Origin of the sequence: Micromonospora sp. AMSO31t, assembly GCF_008868175.1 — a bacterium.
Classification (GTDB): domain Bacteria; phylum Actinomycetota; class Actinomycetes; order Mycobacteriales; family Micromonosporaceae; genus Micromonospora.
This window is the reverse complement of the sequence record NZ_WBKT01000044.1, coordinates 1-16,144: the sequence shown is the minus strand read 5'-3', so window position 1 is coordinate 16,144 and position 16,144 is coordinate 1. Positions and strand designations below refer to the sequence as shown.

The 16,144-nt window shown below is 69.9% G+C and carries 14 protein-coding genes and 3 tRNA genes; all 17 read left to right on the top strand.

The window, feature by feature from the left end:
* Positions 1-43 precede the first annotated feature (43 nt).
* The 17 genes from F8274_RS12855 to F8274_RS12775 all read left to right on the top strand — a co-directional run bounded on the left by F8274_RS12855 (position 44) and on the right by F8274_RS12775 (position 15,996).
* A tRNA-Thr gene (locus F8274_RS12855) sits at positions 44-116 on the top strand.
* 25 nt (positions 117-141) lie between these two features.
* Positions 142-214 (top strand) — tRNA-Met (locus F8274_RS12850).
* A gap of 131 nt (positions 215-345) precedes the next feature.
* Positions 346-513, top strand: coding sequence for a 50S ribosomal protein L33 (gene rpmG, locus F8274_RS12845; RefSeq protein ID WP_151462530.1), 168 nt, complete (start codon positions 346-348; stop codon positions 511-513).
* Positions 514-632: 119 nt separating this feature from the next.
* Positions 633-1,079, top strand: a complete 447-nt coding sequence (locus F8274_RS12840; RefSeq protein WP_151462529.1) for a MaoC family dehydratase N-terminal domain-containing protein — start codon at positions 633-635, stop codon at positions 1,077-1,079.
* Positions 1,080-1,082: 3 nt separating this feature from the next.
* A complete protein-coding gene (locus F8274_RS12835) occupies positions 1,083-1,475 on the top strand; it encodes a MaoC family dehydratase (protein ID WP_151462528.1) in 393 nt (130 codons plus the stop codon).
* Positions 1,476-1,602: 127 nt separating this feature from the next.
* Positions 1,603-1,675 (top strand) — tRNA-Trp (locus tag F8274_RS12830).
* Between the two features lie 214 nt (positions 1,676-1,889).
* Positions 1,890-2,282, top strand: coding sequence for a preprotein translocase subunit SecE (gene secE, locus F8274_RS12825; RefSeq protein WP_151462527.1), 393 nt, complete (start codon positions 1,890-1,892; stop codon positions 2,280-2,282).
* Positions 2,283-2,317: 35 nt separating this feature from the next.
* Complete coding sequence (gene nusG, locus F8274_RS12820; RefSeq protein WP_151462526.1) at positions 2,318-3,040, top strand: transcription termination/antitermination protein NusG; 723 nt, start codon at positions 2,318-2,320, stop codon at positions 3,038-3,040.
* A gap of 185 nt (positions 3,041-3,225) precedes the next feature.
* Positions 3,226-3,657: a 50S ribosomal protein L11 gene (gene rplK / locus F8274_RS12815; protein WP_091570017.1), complete on the top strand. Its 432-nt coding sequence runs from the start codon at positions 3,226-3,228 to the stop codon at positions 3,655-3,657.
* Positions 3,658-3,742: 85 nt separating this feature from the next.
* Complete coding sequence (rplA, locus tag F8274_RS12810) at positions 3,743-4,459, top strand: 50S ribosomal protein L1 (RefSeq protein ID WP_151462525.1); 717 nt, start codon at positions 3,743-3,745, stop codon at positions 4,457-4,459.
* A 78-nt stretch (positions 4,460-4,537) separates the two neighbouring features.
* Positions 4,538-5,560, top strand: a complete 1,023-nt coding sequence (locus F8274_RS12805) for an ABC transporter ATP-binding protein (protein WP_151462524.1) — start codon at positions 4,538-4,540, stop codon at positions 5,558-5,560.
* Positions 5,557-6,243 (top strand): hypothetical protein, encoded by a 687-nt coding sequence (locus tag F8274_RS12800; RefSeq protein ID WP_151462523.1) that lies wholly within the window; start codon positions 5,557-5,559, stop codon positions 6,241-6,243. Before F8274_RS12805 ends, F8274_RS12800 begins: the two co-directional genes overlap by 4 nt.
* Positions 6,244-6,554: 311 nt before the next feature.
* Positions 6,555-7,100 (top strand): 50S ribosomal protein L10, encoded by a 546-nt coding sequence (gene rplJ / locus F8274_RS12795; RefSeq protein ID WP_151462522.1) that lies wholly within the window; start codon positions 6,555-6,557, stop codon positions 7,098-7,100.
* A 54-nt stretch (positions 7,101-7,154) separates the two neighbouring features.
* Positions 7,155-7,541: a 50S ribosomal protein L7/L12 gene (rplL, locus tag F8274_RS12790; RefSeq protein ID WP_091317960.1), complete on the top strand. Its 387-nt coding sequence runs from the start codon at positions 7,155-7,157 to the stop codon at positions 7,539-7,541.
* A gap of 574 nt (positions 7,542-8,115) precedes the next feature.
* On the top strand, positions 8,116-11,547 hold the full coding sequence (locus F8274_RS12785) for a DNA-directed RNA polymerase subunit beta (RefSeq protein ID WP_151462521.1): 3,432 nt from the start codon (positions 8,116-8,118) through the stop codon (positions 11,545-11,547).
* A gap of 81 nt (positions 11,548-11,628) precedes the next feature.
* Positions 11,629-15,516, top strand: coding sequence for a DNA-directed RNA polymerase subunit beta' (locus F8274_RS12780; RefSeq protein ID WP_151462520.1), 3,888 nt, complete (start codon positions 11,629-11,631; stop codon positions 15,514-15,516).
* Between the two features lie 111 nt (positions 15,517-15,627).
* Positions 15,628-15,996: a hypothetical protein gene (locus tag F8274_RS12775; protein WP_151462519.1), complete on the top strand. Its 369-nt coding sequence runs from the start codon at positions 15,628-15,630 to the stop codon at positions 15,994-15,996.
* The last annotated feature ends 148 nt before the right edge of the window (positions 15,997-16,144 follow it).

The window sequence follows — 16,144 nt, the reverse complement described above, 5'->3', positions numbered from 1 at the left end:
GTACTGTTTCCTCTGCGCGACACCCCACGGGGTGATCGGGTAGGCCCCCTTAGCTCAGTCGGCAGAGCGTCTCCATGGTAAGGAGAAGGTCTACGGTTCGATTCCGTAAGGGGGCTCAGAGGGTCCGGCTGGACCCGCCACGGCGGTGTAGCTCAGATGGCAGAGCAAGCGGCTCATAATCGCTGTGTCGCCGGTTCAAGTCCGGCCACCGCTACTCTCGTCCTCCGGGCTCGCCTGGTGGTCGGTGGGATGGGCGCCCCAGGCGCCCACTTTGCATGTCCGCGTATTCAGCGCGTAGTCTGATGCGCCGTAGTTGTTATCCGTGAGCGAGGAAGGCACTCCGCCGTGGCGAAGGCGACCGATGTCCGGCCGAAGATCACTTTGGCGTGTGTGGAGTGCAAGGAGCGCAACTACATCACGCGCAAGAACCGCCGCAACGACCCGGACCGCATCGAGATGAAGAAGTTCTGCCCCCGGGACGGCAGGCACACCATCCACCGCGAGACCCGCTGACCCGCGGCCGGCCCGGCCGGCCCGCAGACAGCTTCCGAACGCCGATCCGCACGGACGGCGGCCCCCGAGCCGCCGGACCGTACGGATCGGCGTTCGTGCTTTCCGTGTAGGTTCGCGGCATGTCCCTGGACCCGTCCTTCGTCGGCCGGACCTATCCGCCGACCGCCCCCTACCAGGTGGGCCGAGAAAAGATCCGCGAGTTCGCCGCCGCCATCGGCGCGACCGACCCGGCGCATCACGACCCGGCGGCCGCCCGGGCGCTCGGCCACCCCGACGTGGTGGCCCCGCCGACCTTCCCGGTGATCGTGACCATGGCCGCCAGCCGGCAGATCGTCGAGGACCCGTCGCTGGGCGTCGACTACAGCCGGGTGGTGCACGGCGACCAGCGCTTCGCGTACACCCGGCCGGTGGTGGCCGGGGACGAGCTGGTCTGCGTGAACACCATCGAAGAGGTCACGAACCGGGGCGGGCACGGCTTCCTGACGACCCGCACCGACGTGAGCACCGTCGCCGGTGAGCCGGTCGTCGCCGTCTGGTCCAAGATCGTCGTACGCGGGGAGGCCTGAGAGATGGAACTGCCCACCCAGACGTACCGGGTGACGCGCGCGGACCTGGTCCGCTACGCGGGCGCCTCGGGCGACTTCAACCCGATCCACTGGAGCGACCGGACGGCCACCAAGGTGGGCCTGCCCGGGGTGATCGCCCACGGCATGTTCACGATGGCCCTGGTCGGCCGGGCGGTGACCACCTGGGCCGGCGCGCCGGACGCGGTGGTCGACTTCAACGTCCGCTTCACCCGCCCGGTGCTCGTGCCGGACACCGACGAGGGCACCGAGGTCGAGGTCGCCGCGGTGGTCAAGGAGGTCACCGAGGACGGCCTGACCAGGCTCGACATCACCGCGACCTGCCTGGGGGAGAAGGTGCTGTCGCAGGCTCGGGCACTCGTGCGGGCGCCGAGCTGAGGATCCGTTCGACGCGCGAGGGGTGGACCGGTTGGGAAAGTCGCACGACTACCCGTACACTGGTCCGCCGTGGGGCAAGTGACCCCTGCTCGGCACCTTGTGTCCGGGTGAGGGTGAGTTGCCGCACAGGGGTGTAGCTCAATTGGCAGAGCAGCGGTCTCCAAAACCGCAGGCTGCAGGTTCAAGTCCTGTCACCCCTGCGCCTCAGGCCTGACCGTTCCCGTGGGTCGCGCCGCCGCACGGCGGCGCCCGGCCCGTGGTGGTGGCATCGGCGGGGTTGGTTCCGAGGCATTCGGGGCCCTCCCGGTCGGTCCGCCGGCCGCGGCCCGTCGCGGGACGGTTGGTCCGGCCGGCGTGACCACACGCCGCGCACGCCGCCCGGCGTGCGACCCGATATCCCGCACGGAGGGCGAAGTGGCCGAGAGCAAGCGGCGCGGCGAGGACGCCGGCGACGAGCGTCTGAACGACGACGCGACCGTCGACGGCGTGGCCGACGACGACGCCACCGACGCGGACGAGCCGGTTTCCCGGGGCGGCACCGCCACCCGTAAGCGGGCCCGCGCCGATTCGACCGAGGGCCGGAAGACCCGGAAGGACAGCGAGCGGATCGGGCTGTTCGCCCGCATCGCGCGGTTCTTCCGCGAGGTCGTGGCCGAGCTGCGTAAGGTCATCTGGCCGACCCGCAAGGAGCTGCTGACCTACACGGCCGTGGTGGTCACCTTCGTCGCGGTGATGTTGGCGATCGTGGCCGGCCTGGACTACGGCTTCGCGAAGGCGGTGCTGTGGGTCTTCGGCAACCCCAGCTGACCTGCGGACAGCGATAGTGACGGAAGTGAGCGAGCGTGCCTGAGTACGACGAGACCGCCGAGACCACGGACGAGCAGTCCACGGTCGCGACGGCGGCCAACGATGAGTCGGTCGAGGCCGCCAGCGAGCCGGAGTTCCCGACCACCGAGCCCGCCCCGGACGAGGACTTCGACCCGGTCGCCGAGCTGCGCCAGAAGCTGCGCTACGCCCCCGGCGACTGGTACGTGGTGCACTCCTACGCCGGCTACGAGAACAAGGTCAAGACCAACCTCGAGACCCGGATCACCTCCCTCGACATGGAGGACTTCATCTACCAGGTCGAGGTGCCGACCCGGGAAGAGGTCGAGGTCAAGAACGGCAAGCGGTCGCAGGTCCAGGCGAAGGTCTTCCCGGGCTACATCCTGGTCCGCATGGAGCTGACCGCCGAGTCCTACTCCTGCGTCCGGAACACCCCGGGGGTCACCGGCTTCGTCGGCGCGACCGACCGGGCCGACCGTCCGGCGCCGCTGAGCCTCGACGAGGTGCTCAAGTGGCTGGCCCCGGCGGTCGAGACCGAGCAGAAGAAGGCCAAGCCCGAGGTCAAGGTCCTCGACTTCGAGGTCGGCGACTCGGTCACCGTGACCGACGGCGCCTTCGCCTCGCTGCCGGCGACGATCAGCGAGATCAACGCCGACCAGCAGAAGCTCAAGGTTCTGGTGTCGATCTTCGGCCGGGAGACCCCGGTCGAGCTCAACTTCAACCAGGTCGCCAAGATCTGACGCACATCCGCACCGGCGGTGGGCCTCCGGCCGGCCGCCGGTGCGTCGTTTTCACCGTCCGCCGGACCTCGGCGGGGAGGGTGGCGCACGGCTGCGCTACCCTAGAACGTCGGCTGTCCGCAGCGCGCTGACCGTGCGCGCCCGCGGACGGGCGAAAATCCCAGTTCCAAGCCCCAGGAAGAGACATGCCTCCGAAGAAGAAGCTCGTCAAGACTTTCACGCTTCAGCTGCCGGCGGGCCAGGCCACTCCGGCGCCGCCGGTCGGCCCCGCGCTCGGCCAGCACGGCGTGAACATCATGGAGTTCTGCAAGTCCTACAACGCGCAGACCGAGTCGCAGCGGGGCGACATCGTCCCCGCCGAGATCAGCGTCTACGAGGACCGCACCTTCACCTTCGTGCTGAAGACCCCGCCCGCCGCCCGGCTGCTGATCAAGGCCGCCGGCGTGCAGAAGGGCTCGGGCGTCCCGCACACCCAGAAGGTCGGCTCGGTGACCCGCGCGCAGCTGCGCGAGATCGCCGAGAAGAAGATGGCGGACCTCAACGCCAACGACATCGACCAGGCTGAGAAGATCATCGCCGGCACCGCCCGGTCGATGGGCCTGACCGTCGCCGACTGACCTCGGTCGACCGCTCCACCCGGATCAGTTCGTGGGAGGGCCGCGCACGACGCGGGCCCGCCATAGACCACAGGAGTTACGAGAAATGCAGCGCAGCAAGACCTACCGCAAGGCCGCCGAGGTCATCGACCGGTCGAAGCTCTACTCTCCCGCCGAGGCCGTCAAGCTGGCCAAGGAGACCACCAACGTCAAGTTCGACGCCACGGTCGAGGTCGCCATGCGCCTCGGCGTCGACCCCCGCAAGGCGGACCAGATGGTCCGCGGCACGGTCAACCTGCCGCACGGCACCGGTAAGACCGCCCGCGTGATCGTGTTCGCCGCCGGCGCGAAGGCCGAAGAGGCCGCCGCCGCGGGCGCGGACGAGGTGGGCACCGACGAGCTGGTCGCTCGCATCCAGGGCGGTTGGCTGGACTTCGACGCGGCGATCGCCACCCCGGACCAGATGGCCAAGATCGGCCGGATCGCGCGGATCCTGGGCCCGCGCGGCCTCATGCCGAACCCGAAGACGGGCACGGTGACCATGGACGTCACCAAGGCCGTCGCGGACATCAAGGGCGGCAAGATCACCTTCCGGGTGGACAAGCACTCCAACCTCCACCTGATCATCGGCAAGGCCTCGTTCTCCGAGTCCCAGCTGATCGACAACTACGCGGCGGTGCTGGACGAGGTCCTGCGCTCGAAGCCGTCCGCGGCCAAGGGCAAGTACCTGAAGAAGGTCACCCTCACCACCACCATGGGCCCGGGCGTCCCGGTCGACCCGAACGCGGTGAAGAACCTGACCGAGGCTCCGGCCGAGGTCTGAGCACGACTGCCCTGACGGGGCCCCGCCACCATCGGTGGCGGGGCCCCGTCCGTCTGTCCGGTGTGGCAGGCTCGGCGCATGCGGCTGGAAGACGTCTGGCTGCGGTACCACCGGCGGGGCCCGTGGGTGCTGCGGCAGGCCGACGTGGCGATCGGCCCGGGCGAGGTGGCGGTGGTGCTCGGGCGCAACGGGGTGGGCAAGTCGACCCTGCTCCAGCTCGCCGCCGGTGTGCTCCGGCCGACCCGGGGCCGGGTGGTCGACCGGCCGGCGGCCGTCGGCTGGGTGCCGGAGCGCTTCCCCGCCGACCAGCCCTTCACCGTGGGGGCCTACCTCGCCGCGATGGCCCGCGTGGCCGGCCTCCCGGGCGCGGAGGCCGACCGGGCGGTGCGCCGCTGGGTCGACCGGCTCGGCCTGGCGCGCTTCCGCGACGTGCGGCTGCCCCAGCTGTCCAAGGGCACCGCGCAGAAGGTCGGCCTGGCCCAGGCGCTGCTCCGCCCGCCCGGCCTGCTCGTCCTCGACGAGCCCTGGGAGGGGCTGGACGCCGCCGCCCGCGACCTGGTGCCCGAGGTGATCGGCGAGGTGCTGGCCGAGGGCGGCGCGGTGCTGGTCAGCGATCACCGCGGCGAGACGGTCCGGCTCCCCGGCGCCCGGCACTGGTCGGTCGCCGACGGCACGGTCACCGAGGCGACGCCCACTGGGGCCGCGGCCACCGTCGTGGTCGAGCTGTCGGTCCCGGCCGCCGCGGTCAGCGCCGCCGTCGCCCGGTTGCGCGCCGACGGCCACCACGTCCTGCGGATACGCGACCACGCCGTCCCGCCTCCGGCCACGCGGCCCGGGTCCGACTCCCCGTCGACCGCCGCGCCGGCCCCGGTGTCGGGCGCCGACCACTCCGGTCCCGACCCGGATGAGGCCCCGGTGCCGGGCGCGCCCGGGTCCGATCGTTCTCCGGATGAGGTCCCGGTGCCAGGGGCGCCCGGGTCCGATCGTTCTCCGGATGAGGTCCCGGTGCCGGGGGCGCCTGGGTCCGATCATTCTTCGGATGCGGTCCCGGTGCCGGGCGGGTCCGGCCGATCCGGTCCCGCTTCCGAGGTGGCCCGGTGACCGCCCTGGTCCGGCTGCGGCTGGCCGGCTTCCTGCGTACCGGGCGAGCGCTGGCCCCGGTGCTGGCCGGCCTGCTGGCCCTCGGCGTCCTCTACGGCGGCGGTCAGGCCCAGCCTGCGGAGGCCTACGGCGTCTCGGCGGTGGTGCTCTTCCCGGTGCTCGCCTGGCAGACCAAGATCCTGCTCGACGTCGAGCCCGACGTGCAACGCCGGCTGGCCCGGGTGGTGGTCGGCCCGGCCCGGGAGCGGGCCGCCGGCCTGCTCGCGGCGGCCGTGGCCGGCCTCGGCACGATCGCCGTCGCGCTGGTCTTCCCCTGGCTGGTCGGCGGGGTGACCGGCCCCGGCCCGGGGGACCGGCCGCTGGCGGAGGGGTTGGCACTCGGTCTCTGGGCCCACCTGCTGGCCCTGCCGGCGGCGGTGGCGCTGGGCGCCCTGGCCAGTCGGGCGATCACCCGCAGCGCCGGCTACGGGGTCGCCGTGCTCACGGTCGGCGCGGTGACCGCGGTGGTCCTCGGCCTGTCCCGCTCGGCGGCGCCCTGGCTGGTGCCGCCGGTGCTGCCGACCGCCCGGGCGCTGGCCGGCCCGCTGGCGGCCTCCACCGGCGTGCTGCTGACCGCCTGGGCGCTGGCCTGGGCGGCCGTGGCGCTGGCCGGCTACGTCTGGGGCCGCCGGAGCCGCGCCTGAGTGACCGGGCGCACTCCGGGGGCGATTTGGCGGTTCGGGACGGGTCGCGTAACCTAGGCGCGTAGTTCCACCCAAAGACCGCTGGTCACCGTGCTCCGGCACGGTCGAAGGTCCCGCGATGACGGGCGACCCGCGCAGGGCGGCAAGCGAAATTCGGTGCAGTGCGTGGTCCGCCGACCGCGCCCGTCGCGCCGGCCCTCGCCCCGTGCGCCCTGCGCCGGGGCTTTTCTCGTTGTCGTGATGCCTCCGCCGCCGTCGCGAGCCCTGCTCGTCGCCGGCGTACCAGCTCCGAGCAACGAGAGAGGAGGGACATGGCGGACAAGCCGATCCGGGCCGACAAGGCCACGGCCGTCGCCGAGCTGACCGAGAGCTTCCGCAACGCGGGAGCGACCGTGCTGACCGAGTACCGCGGGCTCACGGTTTCGCAGCTCACCCAGCTGCGGCGCTCGCTCGGCAAGGAGACCAGCTACACGGTCGCGAAGAACACGCTGGCCAAGCGTGCCGCGACCGAGGCGGGCATCTCCGGCCTCGACGAGCTGTTCTCCGGTCCTACCGCGCTGACTTTCGTTTCGGGCGACGTCGTCGAGGCGGCGAAGGGGCTTCGCGAGTTCGCGAAGGCCAACCCGAAGCTCGTCATCAAGGGCGGTGTCTTCGAGGGCAAGGCCATTTCCGCGGCCGAGGTCACGAAGCTCGCCGACCTGGAGTCCCGCGAGGTGCTGCTGGCGAAGCTGGCCGGCGCCATGAAGGGCAACCTGAGCAAGGCCGCGGCCCTGTTCCAGGCTCCGCTCGCCAAGACCGCGCGTCTGGCGGCCGCTCTGCAGGACAAGCGCGAGAAGGAGGGCGCCGAGGCGGCCTGAGGCCACCCGGCGCACCCACGTTCTTAGTTTTCACTTTGAGAAAGGACGCCAGACATGGCGAAGCTCAGCACCGACGAGCTGCTCGACGCGTTCAAGGAGATGACGCTGATCGAGCTCTCTGAGTTCGTGAAGCAGTTCGAGGAGACCTTCGAGGTCACCGCGGCGGCTCCGGTCGCCGTCGCCGCCGCCGGCGGCCCCGCCGGCCCGGCCGCCGAGGCCGAGCCGGAGAAGGACGAGTTCGACGTCATCCTCGACGCCGACGGTGGCAAGAAGATCCAGGTCATCAAGGTCGTGCGCGAGCTGACCGGCCTGGGCCTCAAGGAGGCCAAGGACCTGGTCGAGGCCGCTCCGAAGGCCGTCCTGGAGAAGGCCAACAAGGAGACCGCCGAGAAGGCCAAGGCCAAGCTCGAGGGCGAGGGCGCCAAGGTCACCCTCAAGTGACCTTGAGTTCCACCTGACGCGCGTCCGGCTCACGTGAGCCGGGGCACACCGCGTCTCGGCGGGCGGTGATCCGGGGAACCGGATCGCCGCCCGCCGTGTTGGTGGTAGCGGGTGGCAGCGGTATGAGCAGGGCGTCCGCGCCCGGCGTACCGGCGTCGTCCGGGTGCCTGTCGGTAGCCCGTCGGTGGGAAAGACACCCCGAGGGGTAACCGGCCCTTGACGCGGCACGGGCCCGACAGGCACGCTGACACCAGCAAGACCTTCCGCGCTTGCAACGGCCGCCTCTCGGGTAAGGCAACGGCAGCACCACCGCCGCTCCACCCGAGCGGACCGGCAGGAACATCGCGTTCCGAGCAGCCCGGTTGACCCGGTTTTCCGAGGTCCCGAGGCAAGTTCCGCGATGACCTGCGGGGTGGGCTGGACAGCGGTTAGCCTCTCGGCTACACTGCTAGTTTGCGCTGCCTTCCGACTTGACCCCTGCTCGGAAATGTCCGTTTGCGGATATTTCTGGTGGGGTCATTGGAGTGCACGCATACCAGCCGTTCTGCAGCACCGGTCCTCGGAAGGACGCATCTTGGCAGCTTCCCGCCCTGCGAAGACCAGTCGTACGTCGAGCGCTTTCGCGCCCCGCCGAGTTTCTTTCGGTCGGATTACCGAACACCTCGAGGTCCCCAACCTCCTCGCCATCCAGAACGAGTCCTTCGACTGGCTCGTCGGCAACGAGGGTTGGCAGGGCCGGTCGTCGGACGACCCGCACGCACGCTCGGGTCTCGCGGAGATCCTCGACGAGATCAGTCCCATTGAGGACTTCTCCGGCACCATGTCGCTGTCCTTCTCGGCTCCGCGCTTCGACGAGGTCAAGGCCTCGATCGAGGAGTGCAAGGAGAAGGACCTGACCTACTGCGCCCCGCTGTTCGTGACCGCGGAGTTCACCAACAACACCACTGGCGAGATCAAGAGCCAGACGGTGTTCATGGGTGACTTCCCGATGATGACGCCGAAGGGCACCTTCATCATCAACGGCACCGAGCGCGTCGTGGTCAGCCAGCTCGTCCGCTCGCCGGGCGTCTACTTCGACAAGCAGCCGGACAAGACCTCCGACCGCGACCTCTCCAGCGTGAAGGTGATCCCGAGCCGGGGTGCCTGGCTGGAGTTCGACATCGACAAGCGCGACACGGTCGGCGTTCGCATCGACCGCAAGCGCCGGCAGGCCGTCACCGTCCTGCTCAAGGCCATCGGGTGGTCCGCGGAGCAGATCCGCGAGAAGTTCGGCTGGTCCGAGCTGATGATGACCACGCTCGAGAAGGACCACATCGCCGGCCAGGACGAGGCGCTACTCGACATCTACCGGAAGCTCCGCCCTGGCGAGCCGCCGACCCGTGAGAACGCCCAGACCCTGCTCGACAACCTCTTCTTCAACCCGAAGCGGTACGACGTCGCCAAGGTCGGTCGTTACAAGTTCAACAAGAAGCTCGAGCTGGACGTGCCGATCACCACCGGCACGCTGACCGAGGACGACATCGTCGCCACCGTGGAATACCTCTGCCGGCTGCACGCCGGTGAGGAGGGCTACGAGGCCGACGACATCGACCACTTCGGCAACCGGCGCCTGCGCACCGTGGGCGAGCTGATCCAGAACCAGGTCCGGGTGGGTCTCTCCCGGATGGAGCGGGTCGTCCGCGAGCGGATGACCACGCAGGACGTCGAGGCGATCACGCCGCAGACCCTGATCAACATCCGCCCGGTGGTGGCGGCGATCAAGGAGTTCTTCGGCACGTCGCAGCTGTCCCAGTTCATGGACCAGACCAACCCGCTGGCGGGCCTGACCCACCGGCGCCGGCTGAGCGCGCTCGGCCCGGGTGGTCTGTCCCGGGAGCGGGCCGGCTTCGAGGTCCGTGACGTGCACCCGTCCCACTACGGCCGGATGTGCCCGATCGAGACGCCGGAAGGCCCGAACATCGGTCTGATCGGCGCGCTCTCCACCTTCGCCCGGGTCAACCCGTTCGGCTTCATTGAGACGCCGTACCGGAAGGTCATCGACGGTCGGGTCACCGACCAGATCGACTACCTGACCGCGGACGAGGAGGACCGGTTCGTCAAGGCGCAGGCCAACGCCCCGCTGAAGGCGGACGGCACGTTCGCCGAGGACCGCGTCCTGGTCCGCCGTAAGGGCGGCGAGACCGAGGACGTGGCGCCGTCGGCCGTCGACTACATGGACGTGTCGCCGCGGCAGATGACCTCGGTCGCGACCGCGATGATCCCGTTCCTCGAGCACGACGACGCCAACCGCGCGCTCATGGGCGCCAACATGCAGCGCCAGGCGGTGCCGCTGGTCAAGGCCGAGGCTCCGCTGGTCGGCACGGGCATGGAGTACCGGGCGGCCGTGGACGCCGGTGACGTTGTCGTCGCCGAGGTCGGCGGTGTGGTCGAGGACCTCTGCGCGGACTACATCACCGTCCACCAGGACGACGGCCACCGCCGGACGTACCTGCTGCACAAGTTCCGCCGCTCCAACGCCGGCTCCTGTGTCAACCAGAAGCCGGTCGTCTTCGAGGGCGACCGCGTCGAGGCCGGCCAGGTCATCGCCGACGGTCCGTGCACCGACGAGGGCGAAATGGCGCTCGGGCGCAACCTGCTCGTGGCGTTCATGACCTGGGAGGGCCACAACTACGAGGACGCGATCATCCTGTCGCAGCGCCTCGTGCAGCAGGACGTGCTCACCTCGATCCACATCGAGGAGCACGAGGTCGACGCCCGGGACACCAAGCTCGGCCCGGAGGAGATCACCCGCGACATCCCGAACGTCAGCGAGGAAATGCTCGCCGACCTCGACGAGCGCGGCATCATCCGGATCGGCGCCGAGGTCGTCCCCGGCGACATCCTGGTCGGCAAGGTCACGCCGAAGGGCGAGACCGAGCTGACCCCCGAGGAGCGGCTGCTCCGCGCGATCTTCGGTGAGAAGGCGCGCGAGGTCCGCGACACCTCGCTGAAGGTTCCGCACGGCGAGACCGGCACGGTCATCGGTGTGCGTACCTTCTCGCGCGAGGACGGCGACGAGCTGCCCCCGGGCGTGAACGAGCTGGTGCGGGTCTACGTGGCCCAGAAGCGCAAGATCCAGGACGGTGACAAGCTCGCGGGCCGCCACGGCAACAAGGGCGTCATCTCCAAGATCCTGCCGATCGAGGACATGCCGTTCCTGGAGGACGGCACCCCGGTCGACATCGTGCTGAACCCGCTCGGTGTGCCGTCCCGGATGAACATCGGCCAGGTCCTGGAGACCCACCTCGGGTGGGTGGCCAAGACCGGCTGGAGCGTGGACGGCGACGACACCGAGTGGAAGCGCCAGCTCCGCTCGATCGAGGCGCACGAGTCCGAGCCCGACACCAACGTGGCCACTCCGGTCTTCGACGGTGCCCGGGAGGAGGAGATCTCCGGTCTGCTCGCGTCGACCCTGCCCAACCGGGACGGCAAGCAGCTGATCGGCTCCTCCGGCAAGGCGCAGCTGTTCGACGGTCGCTCCGGCGAGCCGCTGCCGGACCCGATCGCGGTCGGCTACGTCTACATCCTGAAGCTCAACCACCTGGTCGACGACAAGATCCACGCCCGGTCGACCGGCCCGTACTCGATGATCACGCAGCAGCCGCTGGGTGGTAAGGCGCAGTTCGGTGGCCAGCGCTTCGGTGAGATGGAGTGCTGGGCCATGCAGGCGTACGGCGCCGCCTACGCCCTGCAGGAGCTGCTGACCATCAAGTCCGACGACGTCCTCGGCCGGGTGAAGGTCTACGAGGCGATCGTCAAGGGCGAGAACATCCCCGAGCCGGGCATCCCGGAGTCGTTCAAGGTGCTGCTCAAGGAGCTGCAGTCGCTGTGCCTCAACGTCGAGGTGCTCTCCAGCGACGGTGTGGCCCTGGAGATGCGCGAGACCGACGACGAGGTGTTCCGGGCCGCGGAGGAGCTGGGCATCGACCTGTCCCGGCGCGAGCCGAGCTCGGTCGAAGAGGTCTGAGGCGAGCGGTCGGGAGCCGGTTCGCCGGCTCCCGACCCCGCCCGTTAGCTAGGCAGTACAGACGACGACATAGGGGACATAGTGCTCGACGTCAACTTCTTCGACGAGCTGCGCATTGGCCTCGCCACCGCCGACGACATCCGTCAGTGGTCCCACGGCGAGGTCAAGAAGCCCGAGACCATCAACTACCGCACCCTGAAGCCGGAAAAGGACGGGCTCTTCTGCGAGAAGATCTTCGGTCCGCAGCGGGACTGGGAGTGCTACTGCGGTAAGTACAAGCGGGTCCGCTTCAAGGGCATCATCTGCGAGCGCTGCGGCGTCGAGGTGACCCGCTCCAAGGTCCGCCGGGAGCGGATGGGTCACATCGAGCTGGCCGCTCCGGTGACCCACATCTGGTACTTCAAGGGCGTGCCGAGCCGGCTGGGCTACCTGCTGGACCTCGCCCCGAAGGACCTCGAAAAGATCATCTACTTCGCCTCGTACGTCGTGACGAGCGTGGACGCCGAAGCGCGTCACCGTGACCTCTCGACCATCGAGAACGAGATCCTGGCCGAGAAGCGGCAGGCTGAGAACAGCCGCGACTCGGAGATCGAGAAGCGGGCCGCCAAGCTCGAGGCCGACCTGGCCGAGCTGGAGGCCGAGGGCGCGAAGGCGGACGTCCGGCGCAAGGTCAAGGAGGGCGGAGAGCGCGAGATGCGCCAGATCCGCGACCGGGCCCAGCGCGAGATCGACCGCCTCGACGAGGTCCTCGACACCTTCCGCAAGCTCGAGCCGAAGCAGCTGGTCACCGACGAGCTGCTCTACCGCGAGCTGCGCGACCGCTTCGGTGAGTACTTCACCGGCAGCATGGGCGCCGAGGCCATCAAGGCGCTGGTCCAGAACATGGACCTGGAGGCCGAGGCCGAGAGCTTGCGCGAGACCATCCGGTCCGGCAAGGGCCAGCGGAAGATCCGGGCGCTCAAGCGGCTCAAGGTCGTGGCGGCGTTCCAGAACACCCGCAACTCGCCGCTCGGCATGGTGCTGGACTGCGTCCCGGTCATCCCGCCGGACCTGCGTCCGATGGTGCAGCTGGACGGTGGCCGCTTCGCGACCTCCGACCTGAACGACCTGTACCGCCGGGTGATCAACCGGAACAACCGTCTCAAGCGGCTGATCGACCTGGGCGCGCCCGAGATCATCGTCAACAACGAGAAGCGGATGCTCCAGGAGGCCGTCGACGCGCTGTTCGACAACGGCCGTCGCGGCCGGCCGGTCACCGGTCCGGGTAACCGCCCGCTGAAGTCGCTCTCCGACATGCTCAAGGGCAAGCAGGGCCGGTTCCGCCAGAACCTGCTCGGCAAGCGCGTCGACTACTCCGGCCGTTCGGTCATCGTGGTCGGCCCGAAGCTCAAGCTGCACCAGTGCGGCCTGCCCAAGCAGATGGCGCTGGAGCTGTTCAAGCCGTTCGTGATGAAGCGGCTGGTGGACCTCAACCACGCGCAGAACATCAAGTCCGCCAAGCGGATGGTCGAGCGGCAGCGGCCGGTCGTGTGGGACGTGCTGGAAGAGGTCATCGGCGAGCACCCGGTCCTGCTGAACCGGGCGCCGACCCTGCACCGGCTGGGCATCCAGGCCTTCGAGCCGCAGCTGGTCGAGGGCAAGGCCATCCAGATCCACCCGCTGGTCTGCACCGCGTTCAACGCCGACTTCGACGGTGACCAGATGGCGGTCCACGTGCCGCTGTCCGCCGAGGCCCAGGCCGAGGCGCGGATCCTGATGCTGTCGTCGAACAACATCCTCAAGCCGGCCGACGGCAAGCCCGTCACCATGCCGACCCAGGACATGGTCATCGGCCTCTACCACCTCACCCACCTCACCCCCGGTGGGCAGGGCGAGGGCCGGGCGTTCAGCTCGGACGCCGAGGCGCGGATGGCGTACGACAACCGTGAGCTGCACCTGCAGACCCCGGTCAAGATCCGCCTGCGGGGCATCGTCGGGGTCGACAACGGCGCCGGCGCGGAGCCGTGGGTCGCGCCCGAGGGCTGGGTCGAGGGCGAGCCGGTGACGGTGGAGACCACCCTGGGCCGGGTCCTGTTCAACGAGACGCTGCCGCAGGGCTACCGCTTCGTGAACTACGAGATCCGCAAGGGCCAGCTCTCCGCGATCGTCAACGACCTCGCCGAGCGCTTCCCGAAGGTGGCCCTGGCGGCCACCCTGGACGGGCTCAAGGAGGCCGGCTTCCACTGGGCCACCTGGTCCGGCGTCACCATCGGCATGGAGGACGTCATCGCTCCTCCGCGCAAGCGGGAGATCCTGGACAAGTACGAGAAGGAAGCCGACCGGATCGACAAGCAGTACCAGCGTGGTCTGATGACCGCCGAGGAGCGTCGCGGCGAGCTCATCGAGATCTGGACCAAGGCGACCAACGAGGTCGCCAAGGAGATGGACACCGCGCTGCCGCAGGAGAACCCGCTGTGGAAGATGATCAACTCGGGTGCCCGCGGTAACCTGCTCCAGCTCCGGCAGATCGCGGCGATCCGTGGTCTGGTGGCCAACCCGAAGGGCGAGATCATCCCGCGGCCGATCAAGGCCTCGTACCGGGAGGGTCTGTCCGTGCTGGAGTACTTCATCTCCACGCACGGCGCCCGGAAGGGTCTCGCGGACACCGCCCTGCGTACCGCCGACTCGGGTTACCTGACCCGACGTCTGGTGGACGTCTCGCAGGACGTCATCATCCGCGAGGAGGACTGCGGCACCGACCGCGCCATCCCGATGCAGATCGGCGAGCGGCTCGACGGCAAGCTGGTCGTGCACGAGCACGCGGAGACCAGCGTGCACGCCCGTACCCTGGCCGACGACATCAAGGGGCCGGACGGCACCGTGGTGGCCCACCGGGGTCAGGACCTCAACTCGATCCTGGTCGACGCGATCGTCGCGGCCGGGACCGAGACGGTGCGGGTGCGCAGCGTGCTCACCTGCGAGTCGAAGCTGGGCGTCTGCGGTGCGTGCTACGGCCGCTCGCTGCCGACCGGCAAGACCGTGGACGTCGGCGAGGCGGTCGGCATCATCGCCGCCCAGTCGATCGGTGAGCCGGGTACGCAGCTGACGATGCGTACCTTCCACACCGGTGGTGTCGCGGGTGAGGACATCACCCAGGGTCTGCCCCGTGTCCAGGAGATCTTCGAGGCCCGGGTCCCGAAGGGTAAGGCGCCCATCGCCGACACCCCGGGTCGGATCCGGATCGAGGACGGCGAGCGGTCCCGCAAGATCGTCGTCATCCCGGACGACGGCAGCGACGAGATCGTCTACGACAAGATCTCGAAGCGGGTCCGGCTCCGGGCGCACGACGGCGACCACGTCGAGGTCGGCGAGAAGCTCACCGAGGGCACCATCGACCCGCACGAGCTGCTGCGCATCCTCGGCCCGCGCGCGGTCCAGGTCCACCTGACCCAGGAGGTCCAGGAGGTCTACCGCTCGCAGGGTGTGCTCATCCACGACAAGCACATCGAGATCATCATCCGCCAGATGCTCAAGCGGGTGACGGTCATCGACTCCGGCTCGACCGAGTTCCTGCCGGGCGTGCTTGTCGACCGGGCGCTGTTCGAGTCGGAGAACCGCCGGCTCGTCGGCGAGGGTGGCGAGCCCGCCGCCGGTCGCCCGGTGCTGATGGGTATCACCAAGGCCTCGCTGGCCACGGACTCCTGGCTCTCGGCGGCCTCCTTCCAGGAGACCACCCGGGTGCTGACCGACGCGGCGATCAACTCGCGCAGCGACTCGCTGGTCGGCCTCAAGGAGAACGTGATCATCGGAAAGCTCATCCCGGCCGGTACGGGCATCAGCAAGTACCGCAACGTCCGGGTCGAGCCGACCGAGGAGGCGAAGGCCAAGGTCTACTCGATGACCGGCTACCCGGAGACGGACTACGGCTTCGGGCCGGCCAGCGGCCAGGCGGTGCCGCTGGACGACTTCGACTTCGGGTCGTACCGCTAAGCAGTAGGAAACGACGAGGCCCCCGGCACCCGCCGGGGGCCTCGCCGCGTTCCCGGACGTGTCGAGCGGCCGTGGGACCTTCCGGTGGCGCGTCGGGGCATGATGGTGGGCATGACGACCGTGCCCGGGCAGGTGCCCGTCGTTCCGCAGGGGCACCGCCATCCGCTCGACCCCGAGCCGGTCCGCTCGACCAAGGCCCGCGCCGTCTTCGCCCTCGGGCTGATCGGGGCGCTCACCGGCTTCTTCGTCGGCGGGGTGGTGCCCGCGACCATCGCGCTCACCCTGGCCCGGCAGGCCCGCCGGGAGGCGTACGTCTCGGGTGGTTTCCTCACCGGCGCCGGCTGGCTGCGCCGCGGCGAGCAGTTGGCCTGGACGGGCCTGCTGCTCGCGGCCGTCGCGGTCGTGGCGGCCGTGGTGATCGGCCTGGTCCGGCTGGCGGGCGCCCCGTTCGGGCACGACTTCGCCCCGAACGTCGACTGACCGGGCGGGGGAGCCCGCACGCGCCCGACCCCGCCGGCGCGACCCGCGACGGTAGCCTGGCCGGTGTCCGCCGCGCGGTGGGCGCGCCACGTCGACAGGAGGACCCCGTGACGGAACCGGCCCCGCCGCCGGGAGGCGAGCCGACCCG